Here is a 14,267-nt window from a genome sequence, read left to right as displayed (position 1 = left end):
CACCTGCCCGAGAACTATGATGAGGGTCGCTCAGACTGATTTAAGATGTATAATAATTATTATAAAACAGGATCCCCAGGACCAGTGCCAGCGCCCATAAAAGAAAAACCGTCCTCATAGGGGCTTTAGTCTTTTTTATCAGCCTGTCAAATGCTAATAACACGCCCGCGAACAGTGCCACCGATCCAGTAATCACATGGGAAACAAGCAGAACCTCGACAGTGCCGAGAATTTGTAAATAGGATATCAGGGAATAGCCCATCCATATAAAAGATAAAACCCCTAAAAAGACGGTAATCCTTGTCATTCTGAAATGTTTTAAAAAATCCCTCCTTTTGACATATATAATGCCAGAAAGCAGTACAATAAAACCGATTGTTTGAATAATCAAGACTGTATCTGCAAACGAACTTGCGGCTGTTCCGAGAAAACCCATTTCAATTTCCCTCCTTGTTATACATCTAAATGGCGCCATGCCAAATCATATTACTTTATAACCTTATATATAGCATAACCTTACATTATTGCGTCTGTTGCCGACTGCACAACAGAGCGGAACTTGATGTCCGATTCTTGTAGAGCTTTTTCCAGTTTTGTCTTATCTGTTATTTTTGCTTTCCTCATATATTTGTATAAATTCAGGGGGAATTCTTTTAATACCCCATATTAATCCCAGTATCATTAGAATAAAACTGGCAGGTATTAGAAATTGCCTTACTTCAATAAAGAGAACTGTAAAGCTTGCCAGGGCGGGCCCCAGAGTGATCAGAAATGTCGGAACGCAGCATGTAAGACCGCTAAAGAGACTCGGTATAAAACCGAGTATTCCTTTATATCCGGGGCGGAGCTGGCACACTCTTGAGAGGGAATAGCTGTACACAGCAACAGCGATATTTAAGAGAACAAGGGAAGCGAGGAGAAATGCCAGTATAAGGTTAGGAACGGAAAGAAAGATCGTTAATCCCCTGTATACATAAAGAACCGCAATCGCTTCCCAGAGAAACGGGGCAATTGGTTTGAATATTTTATCCTGCCAGTCCTCAATGACCCTAAAAGACAGCATTTCGGGCATCTCTATAATGGTGATATTGCCTATACTGTACAGGTAAAAAAGGAAATAAATAATTCCCACCAGCAGACCTATCCTTTTTGCCTTTTTATCTTTCAATATTACGAAGATTTTTTCCATATTTACCTATCCGTAGAGTTCGGTTTGAGGGTAAAAAGAGAACCAGGCAAACCACATCACGTCAAATGAATTAATCGGTCTCAATTTAGTTCCCCGCATCTCTCCGCCTGTAGATTCGCCAAGCACTGACCACTCCGAATTGCTCTCCCTGTCAAATATTTTTCCACCTCTTGTTTCGAAATTCAAAATATCTGTCCCGATATGCCCCGAATAGATCCTAACTGTGTCCAAAGATTCGTCATAGAACGCAACGATGGACCTGTTATCCATACGTAAATTAGCGACCCTGGATTCTACAAGTTTATTTTTAACTATGGCAAGCGCAGAGTTATTTATCCTTATACCGATAACAACCTCTTTTGCAGCAAGCCTGCTGTCGGTCACCATAACAGGGAAAAACGGATCTCCGGAATCATAATATGTTCCTTTTTCCTGATAAGAGCCGTAAGGGTCCGTACCATACTGTCTGAGAAATCCCGTATCTGCAGATAAAACCAGGGCACCGGGGTATTTTGCTTTTGCCCTATCCCACGTTGTCCAGATAACAGGGAACTCTTCTAATGTTTTCCCCTTCTGGCTGCCTTTCACAGCCATACCGAGGATCTGAGGAAAGTAGCTGTCTGTGGCTCTGTCGTACATCACCAGGTTGCTGTTCAGTAATTTTCCCGATGTTCCAAAAGTGGTCTCGTTGCTGTCGAATTTACCCTTGAAACCTACAGTTGATCCCGTCAATGGACAGTACGTTATTGAAACCCTTTCTCCACCTATTACATCATTTACGATCTCATGCCAGACAAGTATCTTCTGGGGGTAGATTTTTTCCGTATCGATGTTCTCAACTACAAAAACCACATCCTTCTCATCCAGGAAGTTATCCGCATCCTGCACAGGAACATATTTTGGTCTGTCTACTGGAGGTATGCCGTCTTTCGGAGGTCCCCCGCTGACAATATTTTTTGCGAATTCGTTCAATCTGGATTCAAGCTCTTTATCCTTCAGTTCAGGCTCAATAACCTCCTTTTCCTGGACAAAATTCGAAAATACAAATAAGAGACTGATCAAAACAAGCAATGCAATACCCCAGGTTATCTTGCTTACCATACCGCTCCGCAAGTAATTATTTCGGTTTCGCCTTAATAAACCTTTGTCAATAATGCCGTCTCAATTTAATTTCGCCGCCTGCTGTGGAGAAACCCGCAGGTGAGTTCTCCTGGAATCAATCAGGGATAAACAACATTTTAATTTCATTCTCCCTCCAGAAGCAATGCGAAAATAACAACGAACTCAATACGAACTCGTACGAACTTCGAGGCAAGAGTTCGTTTCAGTTCGTACCAGTTCGTTGTTAATTTAAATGGCTACGCCATACTGTTTCTTTTACTTTCCCGATTGATCAGATAAAAACCCGCAGGTGCTCAAGAGGTTCACGAGATAATTTTTTATAGGGGTTTTAATAAACATGTCTATCGGGTTAGATGTGTTTTCACAGGGACTGCTTTAAATAATGCGGCAGAACCCATTTTGATGGCATCCTTCTAACCTTTTGATAAAAAGTGGAAGGTGAAAGATAGGGTCAGTAAACTAACATGCACTGTAGCAGTATTAATGGTGGCAGCTTTGGGCTCTACTCTTGTGTCTGCCGCCCCGGAAGACAAAAAAGTACCTGCGGGATTCGTCCACGGTATTGTAATCAATGTGGACGGAGTGGACTATTATCTTGAAGGTCCTCCGGATGGACCGGGAGGAGCCAGGGATATTCCCGGGCACTACTGGGTGATAGCGGGTCAAGACAGGATGGTAGGACGGCACTATAATACCGGACCTTTCGGTGCACCGAACTGGTGGTCATCGGATGCCGGAGACGGTGAGCTTATCTATATTGTGCAGGCGGTTATCGACACATGGTCGCAAGAAAAGGCTGAGACGTACGCTTTAAGGGGATATGTCCACTATCACGAACTGGTTTCGGCTGACAGCGGAACGCTGCACCCCAGTAAGGTGGTGTGGCTCAAGCACATCGCAAGGACGAGTTTTACACTGGATGGAGGTCCGCATCCTGAATTTGCCCACGATGTTACGCCGGGGATAGATTACGAGTTCATCCCGAACGGTTTGACTCCTTATCCCTCTGGTGGATAGTAAGCTTTCAGAGAATAAGGTCCTGCCTGCGGGCAGGATTTTTATTTTTGAGTTCAGCATGTGCCTCTAATGCAGGTGCTCCTCCAGAACATGATGATAGTGTGCAGGCTCCATTAGTGAACCGAACGCCTTCTCTACAACCTCACTCAGTGCAGGATGAATATGCATCCCCCGACTGATAGGAGTTGCGCTCTGCTCAGGCGTGTACATGAGATTTATTACCTCCTGGATGAGAACCGAGGCGCTGGGACCGATTATGTGCGCACCCAGAATCCTATTGGTACCATTTTCTACGATTACCTTTACAAAACCATCCTTCGCTCCTATTGCCTGACCTTTGGCAGTATCCTGATATCTATAGAAGCCTATCAACACGTTCTTTTCCCCATATTTCTCAATGGCTTCCTTTTCCCTCAATCCCACACCGGCTATCTCAGGGTGTGAAAAGACCGCATGCGGGATAGCATGGTAATCAGATCTGATCTTTTTATTCTGGAATGCATTGTAGTAAACAATCCGGGCTTCATAGTTTGCCACGTGTTTGAAAAGGAATTTTCCATGAGCATCTCCAAAAGCCCAGATATCTGGCTGTGAAGTTTCAAAATATTCATTTACAACAATCCAGCCTTTCTTATCGGTTTTTATTCCGCTCTTCTCAGGATGCAGTATATCGGTATTGGAAGCCCTGCCTGTAGCAACAAGGATCTCCTCTACGACGATATCGGTCTTTTTACCATTAATCCTATCCATTGCAATAACCTTTTTCTTTCCACCGCCGGCGCTTTGCACTTCAACAACCTCGTGGTTTGTGATAATATCCATGTGCTTTGACATCTCTTTCTTAGCCAGCTCTGAGACCTCTGGTTCCTCATCAGGCAATAACCGGGGATTTCTGCCAATGATAGTTACCTTTGTGCCCATGGCTGAGAAGAAATGGGCATATTCTGCCGAAATGAACCCACCACCCATAATCGCCATGCTCTCCGGAAGTTCGGTCATTTTTAATAACGTATCGCTTGTTTGGTAATCCACATCATTCAGCCCTTTTACCGGCGGTATCATTGGCTTTGAACCGGTACCGAGGAATATCATTTTTGAGGTTATGGTCTCATTACCTACCTTCATCGTATAAGGGGCAATAAATTCCGCAACTTCACGGTAATAATCTATGTTCGGGCTGCTGGATAGTCCCTCACGAATATTATTTATATGCGCAGAGATTATGCCCCTCATCCTCTCCATTATCTTTTTGAAATCAACTCTTTTTAATTCAATATCAATACCAAATTTCCCTATGCTCTCCACCAGCCTCACAAGATCTGCCGGGTAGATAAGTAGTTTAGAGGGTATACAGGCTCTTGTCAGGCATATCCCTCCCGGCTCGTCTTTATCAATAATCGCGATCTTCGTTTCCGGGTTCTTATCCGCTATCGGACTAACAAAGCCCATTGCTGAACCTGTACCTATTATAATAACATCGTACTCTTTCATTTTATAACCCCTTAAGAAGGAAAGTATCTTATCAATACATCATTTATCATTTCTACCATATTCTGATCTTGAGTACTTATCAGGCGGTCACACGGGACGGAAGATGCCGGATTGCTGCAACAGACGCTGCAACATACCCGGCTAATATATTCCTTCCATACCACCATAGCCAATATCTTATCACTGGCTACGCATTTCACTTTGAGATTTTTTTTGCATTTCTTTCGCATGCTCTTTCTTTGAGTGCTCCTCCAGTTCTGATTGAGAACCGAATGTTGCACCACACATTGGGCATTTGTATTGCTGAGCCATATCCTCTTTCACCCCCTATTAAAGGCAATTTACCCTTAACCGATATACCTTTTAAACCATATTATCTATAATACATAGCTTTCGATTTCTACTTCGATAAAGCAGGATACCCTACCGCAGGTAAGGTACCTTACTTGTTCTCCCTGTCCCTTTCTACCCCTCATGAGCTGAGAACTGCAGGTCTTCGCATGTATTCGGTCCGGGCTTGCCTGTATCAGGCGGAGCGTTGTTACATCCGCCGCCGAATGTGCTTATCTGTTCATCCAGCATATCCGGAATAATCGGACCGTGGTCGCGGACAATGAGATGTATATCCGCCCCCTTCGGATCAGTCAGTCCTTGGCTGCACGGCAGACCGGTCTGGCATCCTTCTGTGTCGCCCACCGAGAGATGCGAGCCGAAAGTAGCTTTACCATTAGCACTGCTGATACTGCCTGCTGCAAACATTACAGACGCCTGTACATCAGGGTTTCCAAGATCTCCTTCACCGCAGCGGAGCGGAGCCTGACCTTCGGTGCAATTTTCAGGCTTATTGAAGATAACCCACCAGGTCGTAACTGCGTTCTTGGCTGGCAGCTCTGATGTATGGAGTTCCATTGTTACTCCCTCATCGGTTCTTATGAGCTTGGATCCGGCACCGGGTATAACTGAGCCATCTGAAATCGTGCGTACATCGCTGCTGCTTATACTGATGAAATCACTGGCACTTAAACTTACATCACCGGTACTTTGTTGGACAGTGCTTGAAGCGATCGCAGTCTGGCTTGAGAATACAACCGCTACCAGCAAGGTAAATGTGGCAAGCAATTTAAAACATATAGTTAGATTCTTTCTTTGCGTTCTTACCATTTTCTCACCCCCCTTATTTATAACACTAACAGCATAGAAAAAGCACCACGCTATGACAAAAGATGCAATCATCCGCATAACTCTGAATATCTGTCAGATACTGAAAGCTAATGCAGCTAAGATTATCATGTAAGCATAATGCTCCCCTAAACATAATTTGGCTGGGCATTATATTTAAACTTAACCCCTGCCACTTCTGTTAACCAGGGCCAATTATCTGGCAAATAATCCATCTGGAATAAAAGATGTAGATAGGGATGTAATAATAGTCTCCTGCTACATACTCCTGCTATTCTCCCATGTCTCCAGCATCAAATTAAATAAGTGCCTCTTTTGTTTTTAATTTACCCAGCTCCCTGAAAAGGGCTCTGGAAATCGAATCCACCTTGTCCCAGCCGCACTGCTGACCTACATATTCTAAAAAAAATCCATAGAACCCTGCTGTAACATTCGAAAGTGACAGGGTTAACTCAAGCTCAAAGCCTTGATGCTGAATGTGCCTTTATCCATTCAATAATCTTTGGCCAGTTCTCCATAAGAGGCACTTTAGCCATAACAAGTCCGATATGTCCTCCATTAGCTATATCCTTTACAATCTCGCTCTTACTGGTCCCAAGGCGTTCTTCAGCGTTGAATACCTGCTCTTTCGGGGCTAAAACGTCTCTCTCCCCGGCAAGAAGATATACAGGGCATTTTATGTTACCCAGGCTTAATTTTTTCCCGAGCCCAACAAACTCACCTTTAAAAAACCTGTTTTCCCTGAAGATCTCTTTAACTACCTGAAGGTACCACTTACCCGGCAGGTCGATGGTATGCTCATACCATCTCTCAAAAATCTCAAACATTCTAATGCATGGTGGTTTATTGATATTCTCGTACAGGCTCACGTACTTATTCAAGTATTGTACATTCGGGTAAATGCTCTTATAGCCGGCAAGCACAAAATCACCCCTCATAATTCCCCCTCCTGCAGCCACAAGCCCGTCAAAGAACTCCATAGGATATTTATTAGCATAGTCCTTAATTTTAGTTTCTCCGGCATCCGTATCTATAGGAGCTCCTGCTATAGTAAGTGTATTTACTTTATTCGGAAATCTTGCAGCATACATGGCAATAAGCCATCCGCTCTGGCTCATCCCGGCAAGGTTTACCCTGCCGCCTAATTCATCGATGCAGATATCTAATTCACTAAGATAATTATCTATATCGTAGTATTTCGTATACTCGGTTGCGCTCTTCCAGTCTATGGAACATACTTTATTAATTCCGTTCTCAAGAAGAGTTATAACCAGGCTCTGTTCAGGAGCGAAATCAACTATTGTTGAGGTATGACCCGAATAGGGAGGCACCAGGAGTGTGTAGATTCCATCTCCTCCTTTCGAAAAATCCCTCAATTTCAATGTATTCAAATCTAATATTACTCTATTTTCTGTTACCCATGCTGGCATCTCGGTCTGTGTCCTTTCAAGTACTTCTAAAAATTCAAGATAATCACTGAAAGCTTTTCCGCTCTCGTTCACAGCTCCTATGATTTTCTCCATATTTTCTATATTAAATTCATATGGCAGTAGAAACGGATTCCTAATTTCAGAGCTCTTAACCATACTGACATCCCCTCTATTTTTAAATCTCTCATTTTCTTCCATAAGGCTATCTTTCAGATACCCAGAGACGTTCCCCTCATTACCTGATATAAGCCGCCATCCTTTCCAGAGTATCATTCTTACTCTATCTCTACAAATATGCCCCTTCCACAAACACCGCACGAAGTACATACCCAGTCCGCCGGTAGAGTTTCAAAGGCGGTCCTTGGTTTAATTTTACGGGGCTCCTCTGTTTCTGTATCGAATATAAAATTGCAGATCGTGCATTGATATTTTGTCATCTCCCCACCCCTTTAAGTTTATGCCTTTAGGGTAAGCATCTCTCCAGAATATTATGATATTGTACAGGAATTATAGTTTTTTAACCCCGGAGATACAGCTTTACCCCATTGTTCCACCATCGCTCAGGTGCTATATCCTCTGTCCCCTTCCTTTTAGTGGTAATTATTCTCTATCTCCTGGCTTTTGAAATCTCATTGAATAAGTTATTCATACATATGTTACATGTCCTTGCATGGTCAGCAATGTCAGCAGCCGATACTATTCCCATCAGCCTTTCACCCTGTACAACAGGAACCCTTCTGATGCCATTCTCCCCGATGATCCGTGAAGCATCCTCCATTTCCATATCAGGGCTGGCTGTAACAGGGCTCTTTGTCATGATTTCGCTCACCCTGGTTCCGGCAGGATCCTTTCCGGTAGATACTAACTTTGTAGCAATCTGCCTATCAGTTACTAAGCCTCTCAGACGATCCCCTTCTGCAACAAGTACTGTTCCCAGATTCTCTTTTTTCATAATTTCAGCAACATCTTTAGCCGTAGCTGATGGCTCTACGGTAATCGGGTTTGTTATCATTCTTTCACTAACTTTCATATTATCACTCCTCACCAGAAAGTTAGATTAAGCGGGATAAATAGCTTTCGATGATGATGCGCAACGTATTGTTTGGACAGCTTAAGAACGGCAGATGCATCTATCAAGCTATTCTCGGTCAGGAGCTACGACTTATGTAGGAGTATAAAATGAAAAGAATGGCAGCGCCCCTTGCTGCAGTTTTGTTAGTGGTTTTTATTGAATTTGCCAATCCGTCCGGTCAGGTCTGTCAAAAGCCGGCACATCTTCTCTTGTTGCTTTTACTTGCGTCCATTTCAGGGATACTGTGGGTTGAAGTTACTCACTTTTTATTCCGCCGGATGCAATTTGACTTTCCTCCTGCCGCAGCGATATCATTGTTACCAACAATTATTCCCAAAGAAATGAACGAAAAGGATGCAGCAATCAGGCATAAACTTCCTGTTGTACGGCACAAGAAGAACCTAAAATGTAATTATCTGGTAACCCTCTGATATCAAATCCCTGAAGCTTGGGTGTCCCTCATATTCTTCCATGAGTGGAATGCTGGATGCCAGTGCCCTCTCTTTGATACCAAAAGCCCCTGCGCAAAAGCTGCAAACTAAAGTGGATTTACCCTTTAATAAATCAAACAATTCATGGAACATATGGTCCGGCTTGGAAAGTTCTCTGATCCACTTGGTTCCAGCCCCGTCAAAGATGAGCTTGAATTCATCTTTTGCGTCTTTGAACTCTTTAGCTGCAAGAAGCGCATTGTGAACTCTTGCCAGATCCTCATGCGTTTCTGTGTCCGCTAGAACTACGATTGCTACCTTTAGCATGTTACATGCTCATTATTTAGCTTTTTTTCCTGCCTCTCCCAGTTTCCTGCCCATCTCTCTGGCTCTTGCTTTATCTGTATCATTAGGCGCTCCCTGCACAGCTACGCCCGGTTTAACCAGGTTGGGATTGAATATGCCCACGACCTTCTCTATTGATGCCAGAACCGAACTCTGCCCTCCCTGCCCTGTGGTGAAAAGCAATACAGGTTTACCCACAAGTTTATCCTTTACAGGATAAAGATCTTCAAATAGGCTTTTAAGTTCGCCTGCCATATATTCGAAAGCCGAATAGGACCCAAATGCGAAGGCAGCAGCATCAGCGTCAGACGGTTTAGTATCCCTTGCTCTCTTCAACTCCACCCTCATCCCTCCAGCACTCTTTGCTCCTTCAGCGATAGCATTTGCAAGTTTTTCCGTGTTACCTGTTCTCGATGCATATATTATTAATATTTTTGGCTCCGTCATATTTTATCTCCGAATAATGTTTATTTCGCGTTTGTTAGTGTATTGTTTAACAGTTTGTCGGCATATACTTAGTCGTTATAAAAATATAGTTAGTCTATTTTTATGTATAGACTTTAAAAAAAACCCTGATCGCTTGTGCTTATTTTACTCACTACCTCCAGAGAGTTATCATATAAGAAAGTATATACCATCAAAGCTACAATCAATCATTTAGGAGTGAATTATTTTATGACTGCAAGAGAGGAGTTAGAAAAGTTAGCAAAGGAATGTGAAGAATGCGCAGGCAAAGACAAAGAGTCTTATGAAGAACATTTTGAAAAGTGCCCGGCTTGCCAGGAACGCAAAGCGAAAGCTGAAAAGCTAACTCAGATAATGGAAATGATGCAAATGCTGGCATCAAAACCTGAAGAAGACAGGCGTCAGATATTGGCTGCGCGGATGGATGCATTCTCTACCATGCCGGAAGACAAAAGAATTGCCGCCATAACCGACATGCTCGATGGCATAGCGGAACTATCAGAAGAAGACAGGATCAAGGTTGTTAAAACAAGGACCGACATTATGACGAAACTTCCAAAAGATAAAAGAGAAATTCTGATGGGATCTTTGAAGAAAATAATGTCTGCCTGGCCAGAAGACAGGAAGATGATGGAAAAACGTGCAGTGATGGCTGCTACGCAGGATTATTTTATACTTAAGAGAATGATGGTCAGGAATATGTTCAAGAAAATGCTAATGTGATTAGCTTATTTATTCATTTTTGCGGAGGTATAAAATGCCGGTAGATGATACAAAAGAGAATCTGAGTATCTGCATGAATTACTGCGGAACCTGTCCAAGCCTGCCGTATCCCCCACAGCCAATGCTGTTCTGCGCAAGGGGTAAATCACCTGAAAAAATAGTAAGAAAAGGCTGCAAATGTCCGGTCTGTCTGGTCTATGCCAGATATAATCTGAAGGACATGTACTTCTGTGACACTGGGAAAGCACCATGAAAAAAGGATTTAATGCAAACCTGCGTTAAATTTCAGTGAGGGAATAAATGATTACATTGAAAAGCGACTATTAATAAAGGGAGGTTACAAAGATATGGCTGAAGAAAAGCAATACAAGTGTCATATATGTGGTATATGTGGTGCAACATTTAAGTCTCAATCATCGCCACCTTTGCTCCCATATTAACTGCTTTTATTGCAGCTCCAAAAGCAGCAGAGCCGCTGCCAAGGACTAATAAAAGAAGTTGATAAATGGACATAGAGCCTCTACTGTACATACGCCTCTTTCCCGGTTGCTCACAAATTCTATTATCCCGTCAGGATTACAGGAATCGATTTTGTCGCCTTTAACCACGATTCTAATCTCTTTTTCGCATCCGGGGCATCTTGACAGGATGGTTATGTCCTTTTCCAGCATAAAATGGATGCCCAGGGCATCCGCAGCGCACAGGGCGTAAACCTCATGCCCGTCTTCAAAAACTACTTTATGGCGCGTCTTCGCGGCAGAAAATGGATAAGCAGAGGCTATCTTGTCTCCCTTCCTCGACAGGATATCGGCTTTCTCCAATTTTTCGATACTCTGGTTGACTGCGTCTAAAGAAGACAGCCTTAACCTCTTCATAATCTCTTCGGGAAAGGGAGGTTTCCCATTCCTCGCAAACTCCTTTAGTATATATTTTCGTATTTCATCCTCTAAAGGACTTAATTTTGCCCTGGATATCCGATCTTTCACGGTTTCTTCAATAAATTTGTCTTCCTTACTCTTTTCTTTTGTTTTTACCATATAGTTCCAGCCCTTTTTTAACCGTTTTATTAACATTACCAAGGCAGCATCTTCCGGAAGGATTTTTTATCTCGCATTCGCATTCCCCGGCTTTTACTCTGGCACTGATTTCCCGGACAGCGGTACTATTCCCCGGTTGCTTAATCTGTTCGAAAATCCTCTCCTTCGTCCATCCAAAACAATAACATACAGGGATAGGGCTTTCTGTTTCTTTTATGCCAACTCTGATTTTCAAATCTTCTTTATGCAAGTAGACCTGTTGCTCATTGTTGAAATAAACAACCCCGCAGGTGGGTGTTTCGCAATAATAGAATCCATTCAGACTCTCAATAGCTTCAAGCACTGGTTCTTTGACAAGACTTTTCAGTGTTATTTCACCGACAGATTTCCCTTTGCCGCCGCATTCTTTGCAAATGGCGGTATCTTCACTCACTTTGATATCGCAACAAGCAACATCATCAATTTCACAGCAACTATCTTTCATTTCCCTGCGCTCACTATTTCAACATTGCTGGATTTGCAGGCAGGACAGATAACGCTATTTCCAAGTCCCTTAAATTTGTTTTCGCAGTCCAGGCAAACGTATTCTTTTAAGTCCATTTCTATTTTTTCTATATCGAATCCAGGTATGTCTGCTACCATGCACATATATTTCACCTCAATTTCATGTGTATATCTGTTAGCGTCCATCTCTCATACCACGGCAGTGATTTTAATATTTCGTCTATGTTCTTTCCAAGTTTTGAAGCATAATTGCCTGCCCTGTGTATATATTGGTACGACATGCCGAGGAAACCTTTGGATTCATGCTTCTGGGCTTCTTGTAATGCCTCTTCAAGACCTTTTTCATATGCAGGCATGAACTTCAAAAGTTCCCCTGAAATATCAATACCAGCGCACGCTGCGTATTTCACTACTTTTTCTACATAAACATCCATTCCGTATATTTGTCCATCCTGCGCATATCTTTCAGCATCTTTCAGCATTTCAGAGATGCCTTTTTCATATGCCGGCTTAAGTTTTTCAAGCTCGCCGCTTATATCCTTATTGAGTTTTGTTGCAATCTCTTTTGCCTTAGACGTATAAAAATCGATATCGCACAAATTCCCATGCTCTGCACACTGCTTTGCTCTTTCAAGATACCTGCCGAGGTCGTTATTTCTGTCTTCAGGAGTCTTTTCCCGTTCCGGTTTTTCGCTTTTGATATCGTCAAGTACCGAACCAATATCACCCATTGCCGTGATTTTGCCAAGATTCATGTGCACAGCCCGGTCGCACACGTTCCCGACAAACTCCATGTCATGAGAAACTATAACGAACGTCGTCCCTGTTTCTTTTCTTGCTGTCAGGATTGAGTTTGCGACCTCGTTCTTAGTGATCGGGTCCATTGTCCCCGTAGGTTCATCAAAGATAACAACCCTCGGCTCTCTGGTCAGAACCTGTGCCATTGTCACCCTCTGGCGTTCTCCCACGCTGAGTTCGTATGATGTCTTCTCCAGAACCTCATGCGCTGTGTTTTCATCAAAGCCCACTGCTCTTAACGTGTTTATTGATTTTGTTCTTGCAAGTCCGGGCTCAAGCTTTAAACCTATCGATTCTGTGAGGTTATACAATACATTCCTGTGAGGGTAAAGCGAATATTCCTGATGCAGGTAGCCAATGTGCGGTTTTGCGCGTCCCCTGAAATCTGTTCCCCTCTCGGTCATATCAACCCATATATCCCCTATCCTCACATCCACTTTCCCGCTGTCTCTTTCCATAATGCCTGCTATGATTTTGGAGAGCGTTGTCTTTCCTGCTCCGCTTATACCTATTACCCCGAATATCTCACCTTCATTGACCTCGAAGTTCACGCCGTTAACCGCAGGAATCGTACCTTTAGAGTAGGAGTAATATTTCTTCTTCACATCTTTAAGATTAATAATCGGTTTGCCCTCCTCTACATTCCTCTCACCTATCACTCCTGTCGTTGCGCAAAACTTTTCAATAATCTCATCCGGCTTTCCTGTCTCAATGATCTCTCCCCTGTCCAGGAGAATCGCCCTATTTGTCAGGTCATGCAGAACGTTAGGCAGGTGCGAGGTAACAAGCATGGTTATGTTGTGTTCCTGCTTTGCTTTTAATATGCTCTCATGCACCAGTTTCGCAGTTCTTGGATCAAGGGTTCCGGTGGGCTCATCTGCAAGTAAAAGCATAGGGTATTTTGCAAGCTGGCGTGCAAGAACCACTCTTTGTTTTTCTCCTCCGCTCAGCTCTTTTCCTGTGTACATCATTCTGTGGCTGAGCTTCACTTTTTCGATAAGTTCCGCTGCAATGTAGGGACGCTTCTCCTTAGGAATATCGGAATATTCGAAGCTGTGCAGGATGTTTTCCAGAACCGTTTCGTCGCTGTATAATCCAAAGGTTCGCTGCATCATGATAGCAGTTCTATCCATGATTTTCCTGTGCATGCCGTTTGAGTTCAGGTAATTCACCTTCTGGAGTTCAGTCCTTATATTGCATTTTGAGCATACACTGCCTGCACTGCTCGGAGGGCTTACTTTATCGCATTCAGGACAGTAAGATATGTTGAAGATTATCTCGCCAGTAATATTCTCAAATTCCTCAAAGCCGCGGAGCAAATGAAGAAGTGTACTTTTCCCTGCACCGCTTTTTCCAATTATACCTATGCTATCCCCTTCATTTATGTCAAGATTTATATTCTTGAGAATCTGTTTACCGTTAACATTTATGTTCAAATTCCGTATCTCGATTAAAGCCACCATT

At 43.0% G+C, this 14,267-nt stretch carries 19 protein-coding genes; 4 read left to right on the top strand and 15 right to left on the bottom strand.

From position 1 onward, the window contains the following. Positions 1-40: 40 nt before the first annotated feature. The 3 genes from MNV_RS06515 to MNV_RS06505 all read right to left on the bottom strand — a co-directional run bounded on the left by MNV_RS06515 (position 41) and on the right by MNV_RS06505 (position 2,290). A complete protein-coding gene (locus MNV_RS06515) occupies positions 41-436 on the bottom strand; it encodes a hypothetical protein (protein WP_096204611.1) in 396 nt (131 codons plus the stop codon). A 162-nt stretch (positions 437-598) separates the two neighbouring features. After that, positions 599-1,189, bottom strand: a complete 591-nt coding sequence (locus MNV_RS06510; RefSeq protein ID WP_096204609.1) for a hypothetical protein — start codon at positions 1,187-1,189, stop codon at positions 599-601. Positions 1,190-1,195: 6 nt separating this feature from the next. Next, complete coding sequence (locus MNV_RS06505) at positions 1,196-2,290, bottom strand: DUF3179 domain-containing protein (RefSeq protein ID WP_096204607.1); 1,095 nt, start codon at positions 2,288-2,290, stop codon at positions 1,196-1,198. 504 nt (positions 2,291-2,794) lie between these two features. Here MNV_RS06505 and MNV_RS06500 point away from each other — a divergent pair. Continuing rightward, a complete protein-coding gene (locus tag MNV_RS06500; RefSeq protein WP_096204606.1) occupies positions 2,795-3,328 on the top strand; it encodes a hypothetical protein in 534 nt (177 codons plus the stop codon). A gap of 66 nt (positions 3,329-3,394) precedes the next feature. Here MNV_RS06500 and MNV_RS06495 read toward each other — a convergent pair whose 3' ends face one another. The 6 genes from MNV_RS06495 to MNV_RS06475 form a co-directional block, all read right to left on the bottom strand. Further along, entirely contained in the window at positions 3,395-4,819 is a 1,425-nt protein-coding gene (locus MNV_RS06495; protein ID WP_096204604.1) for a dihydrolipoyl dehydrogenase, read from the bottom strand. Between the two features lie 180 nt (positions 4,820-4,999). Further along, entirely contained in the window at positions 5,000-5,131 is a 132-nt protein-coding gene (locus MNV_RS21190; RefSeq protein ID WP_143311670.1) for a C2H2-type zinc finger protein, read from the bottom strand. A 153-nt stretch (positions 5,132-5,284) separates the two neighbouring features. Next, positions 5,285-5,980, bottom strand: a complete 696-nt coding sequence (locus MNV_RS06490; RefSeq protein WP_143311669.1) for a hypothetical protein — start codon at positions 5,978-5,980, stop codon at positions 5,285-5,287. 476 nt (positions 5,981-6,456) lie between these two features. Continuing rightward, positions 6,457-7,701: an alpha/beta fold hydrolase gene (locus MNV_RS06485; RefSeq protein WP_179293838.1), complete on the bottom strand. Its 1,245-nt coding sequence runs from the start codon at positions 7,699-7,701 to the stop codon at positions 6,457-6,459. A gap of 2 nt (positions 7,702-7,703) precedes the next feature. Next, on the bottom strand, positions 7,704-7,865 hold the full coding sequence (locus MNV_RS06480) for a rubredoxin (protein ID WP_096204600.1): 162 nt from the start codon (positions 7,863-7,865) through the stop codon (positions 7,704-7,706). A gap of 170 nt (positions 7,866-8,035) precedes the next feature. After that, on the bottom strand, positions 8,036-8,458 hold the full coding sequence (locus MNV_RS06475; protein ID WP_096204598.1) for a CBS domain-containing protein: 423 nt from the start codon (positions 8,456-8,458) through the stop codon (positions 8,036-8,038). A 149-nt stretch (positions 8,459-8,607) separates the two neighbouring features. Here MNV_RS06475 and MNV_RS06470 point away from each other — a divergent pair, with 149 nt between their 5' ends. Continuing rightward, complete coding sequence (locus MNV_RS06470) at positions 8,608-8,931, top strand: hypothetical protein (RefSeq protein ID WP_096204597.1); 324 nt, start codon at positions 8,608-8,610, stop codon at positions 8,929-8,931. Here the strand turns inward: MNV_RS06470 and MNV_RS06465 are convergent. After that, a complete protein-coding gene (locus MNV_RS06465; protein WP_096204595.1) occupies positions 8,902-9,258 on the bottom strand; it encodes a DsrE family protein in 357 nt (118 codons plus the stop codon). The two genes, MNV_RS06470 and MNV_RS06465, sit on opposite strands and share 30 nt — an antisense overlap. Before the next feature lie 12 nt (positions 9,259-9,270). After that, positions 9,271-9,723, bottom strand: a complete 453-nt coding sequence (locus tag MNV_RS06460) for a flavodoxin family protein (protein ID WP_096204594.1) — start codon at positions 9,721-9,723, stop codon at positions 9,271-9,273. Positions 9,724-9,951: 228 nt separating this feature from the next. Here MNV_RS06460 and MNV_RS06455 point away from each other — a divergent pair, with 228 nt between their 5' ends. Together MNV_RS06455 and MNV_RS06450 are read left to right on the top strand one after the other, a co-directional pair. Then, positions 9,952-10,464, top strand: a complete 513-nt coding sequence (locus MNV_RS06455; protein ID WP_096204592.1) for a hypothetical protein — start codon at positions 9,952-9,954, stop codon at positions 10,462-10,464. A 34-nt stretch (positions 10,465-10,498) separates the two neighbouring features. Next, positions 10,499-10,717 carry a DUF2769 domain-containing protein gene (locus MNV_RS06450; RefSeq protein ID WP_096204590.1) on the top strand — a complete coding sequence of 73 codons (219 nt, stop codon included), beginning with the start codon at positions 10,499-10,501 and terminating at the stop codon, positions 10,715-10,717. 232 nt (positions 10,718-10,949) lie between these two features. On the opposite strand, the gene merB is transcribed toward MNV_RS06450, so the two are convergent. From merB to atwA, 4 genes are read right to left on the bottom strand one after another with little or no spacing between them, the layout of a single operon-like run. Further along, positions 10,950-11,501: an organomercurial lyase gene (gene merB, locus MNV_RS06445; RefSeq protein ID WP_179293837.1), complete on the bottom strand. Its 552-nt coding sequence runs from the start codon at positions 11,499-11,501 to the stop codon at positions 10,950-10,952. Further along, positions 11,476-11,985: a putative iron-sulfur cluster-binding metallochaperone gene (locus MNV_RS06440; RefSeq protein ID WP_096204587.1), complete on the bottom strand. Its 510-nt coding sequence runs from the start codon at positions 11,983-11,985 to the stop codon at positions 11,476-11,478. The genes merB and MNV_RS06440 overlap by 26 nt, the downstream gene beginning before the upstream one ends. Beyond that, positions 11,982-12,143 carry a hydrogenase maturation nickel metallochaperone HypA gene (locus MNV_RS18965; protein ID WP_143311668.1) on the bottom strand — a complete coding sequence of 54 codons (162 nt, stop codon included), beginning with the start codon at positions 12,141-12,143 and terminating at the stop codon, positions 11,982-11,984. The genes MNV_RS06440 and MNV_RS18965 overlap by 4 nt, the downstream gene beginning before the upstream one ends. A gap of 11 nt (positions 12,144-12,154) precedes the next feature. Then, positions 12,155-14,266: a methyl coenzyme M reductase system, component A2 gene (gene atwA, locus MNV_RS06435; protein WP_096204585.1), complete on the bottom strand. Its 2,112-nt coding sequence runs from the start codon at positions 14,264-14,266 to the stop codon at positions 12,155-12,157. Position 14,267 lies beyond the last annotated feature (1 nt).

It is taken from the genome of Candidatus Methanoperedens nitratireducens (assembly GCF_900196725.1).
In the GTDB taxonomy this organism is placed as follows: domain Archaea; phylum Halobacteriota; class Methanosarcinia; order Methanosarcinales; family Methanoperedenaceae; genus Methanoperedens; species Methanoperedens nitroreducens_A.
This window is presented reverse-complemented; position numbering and strand designations above follow the sequence as displayed.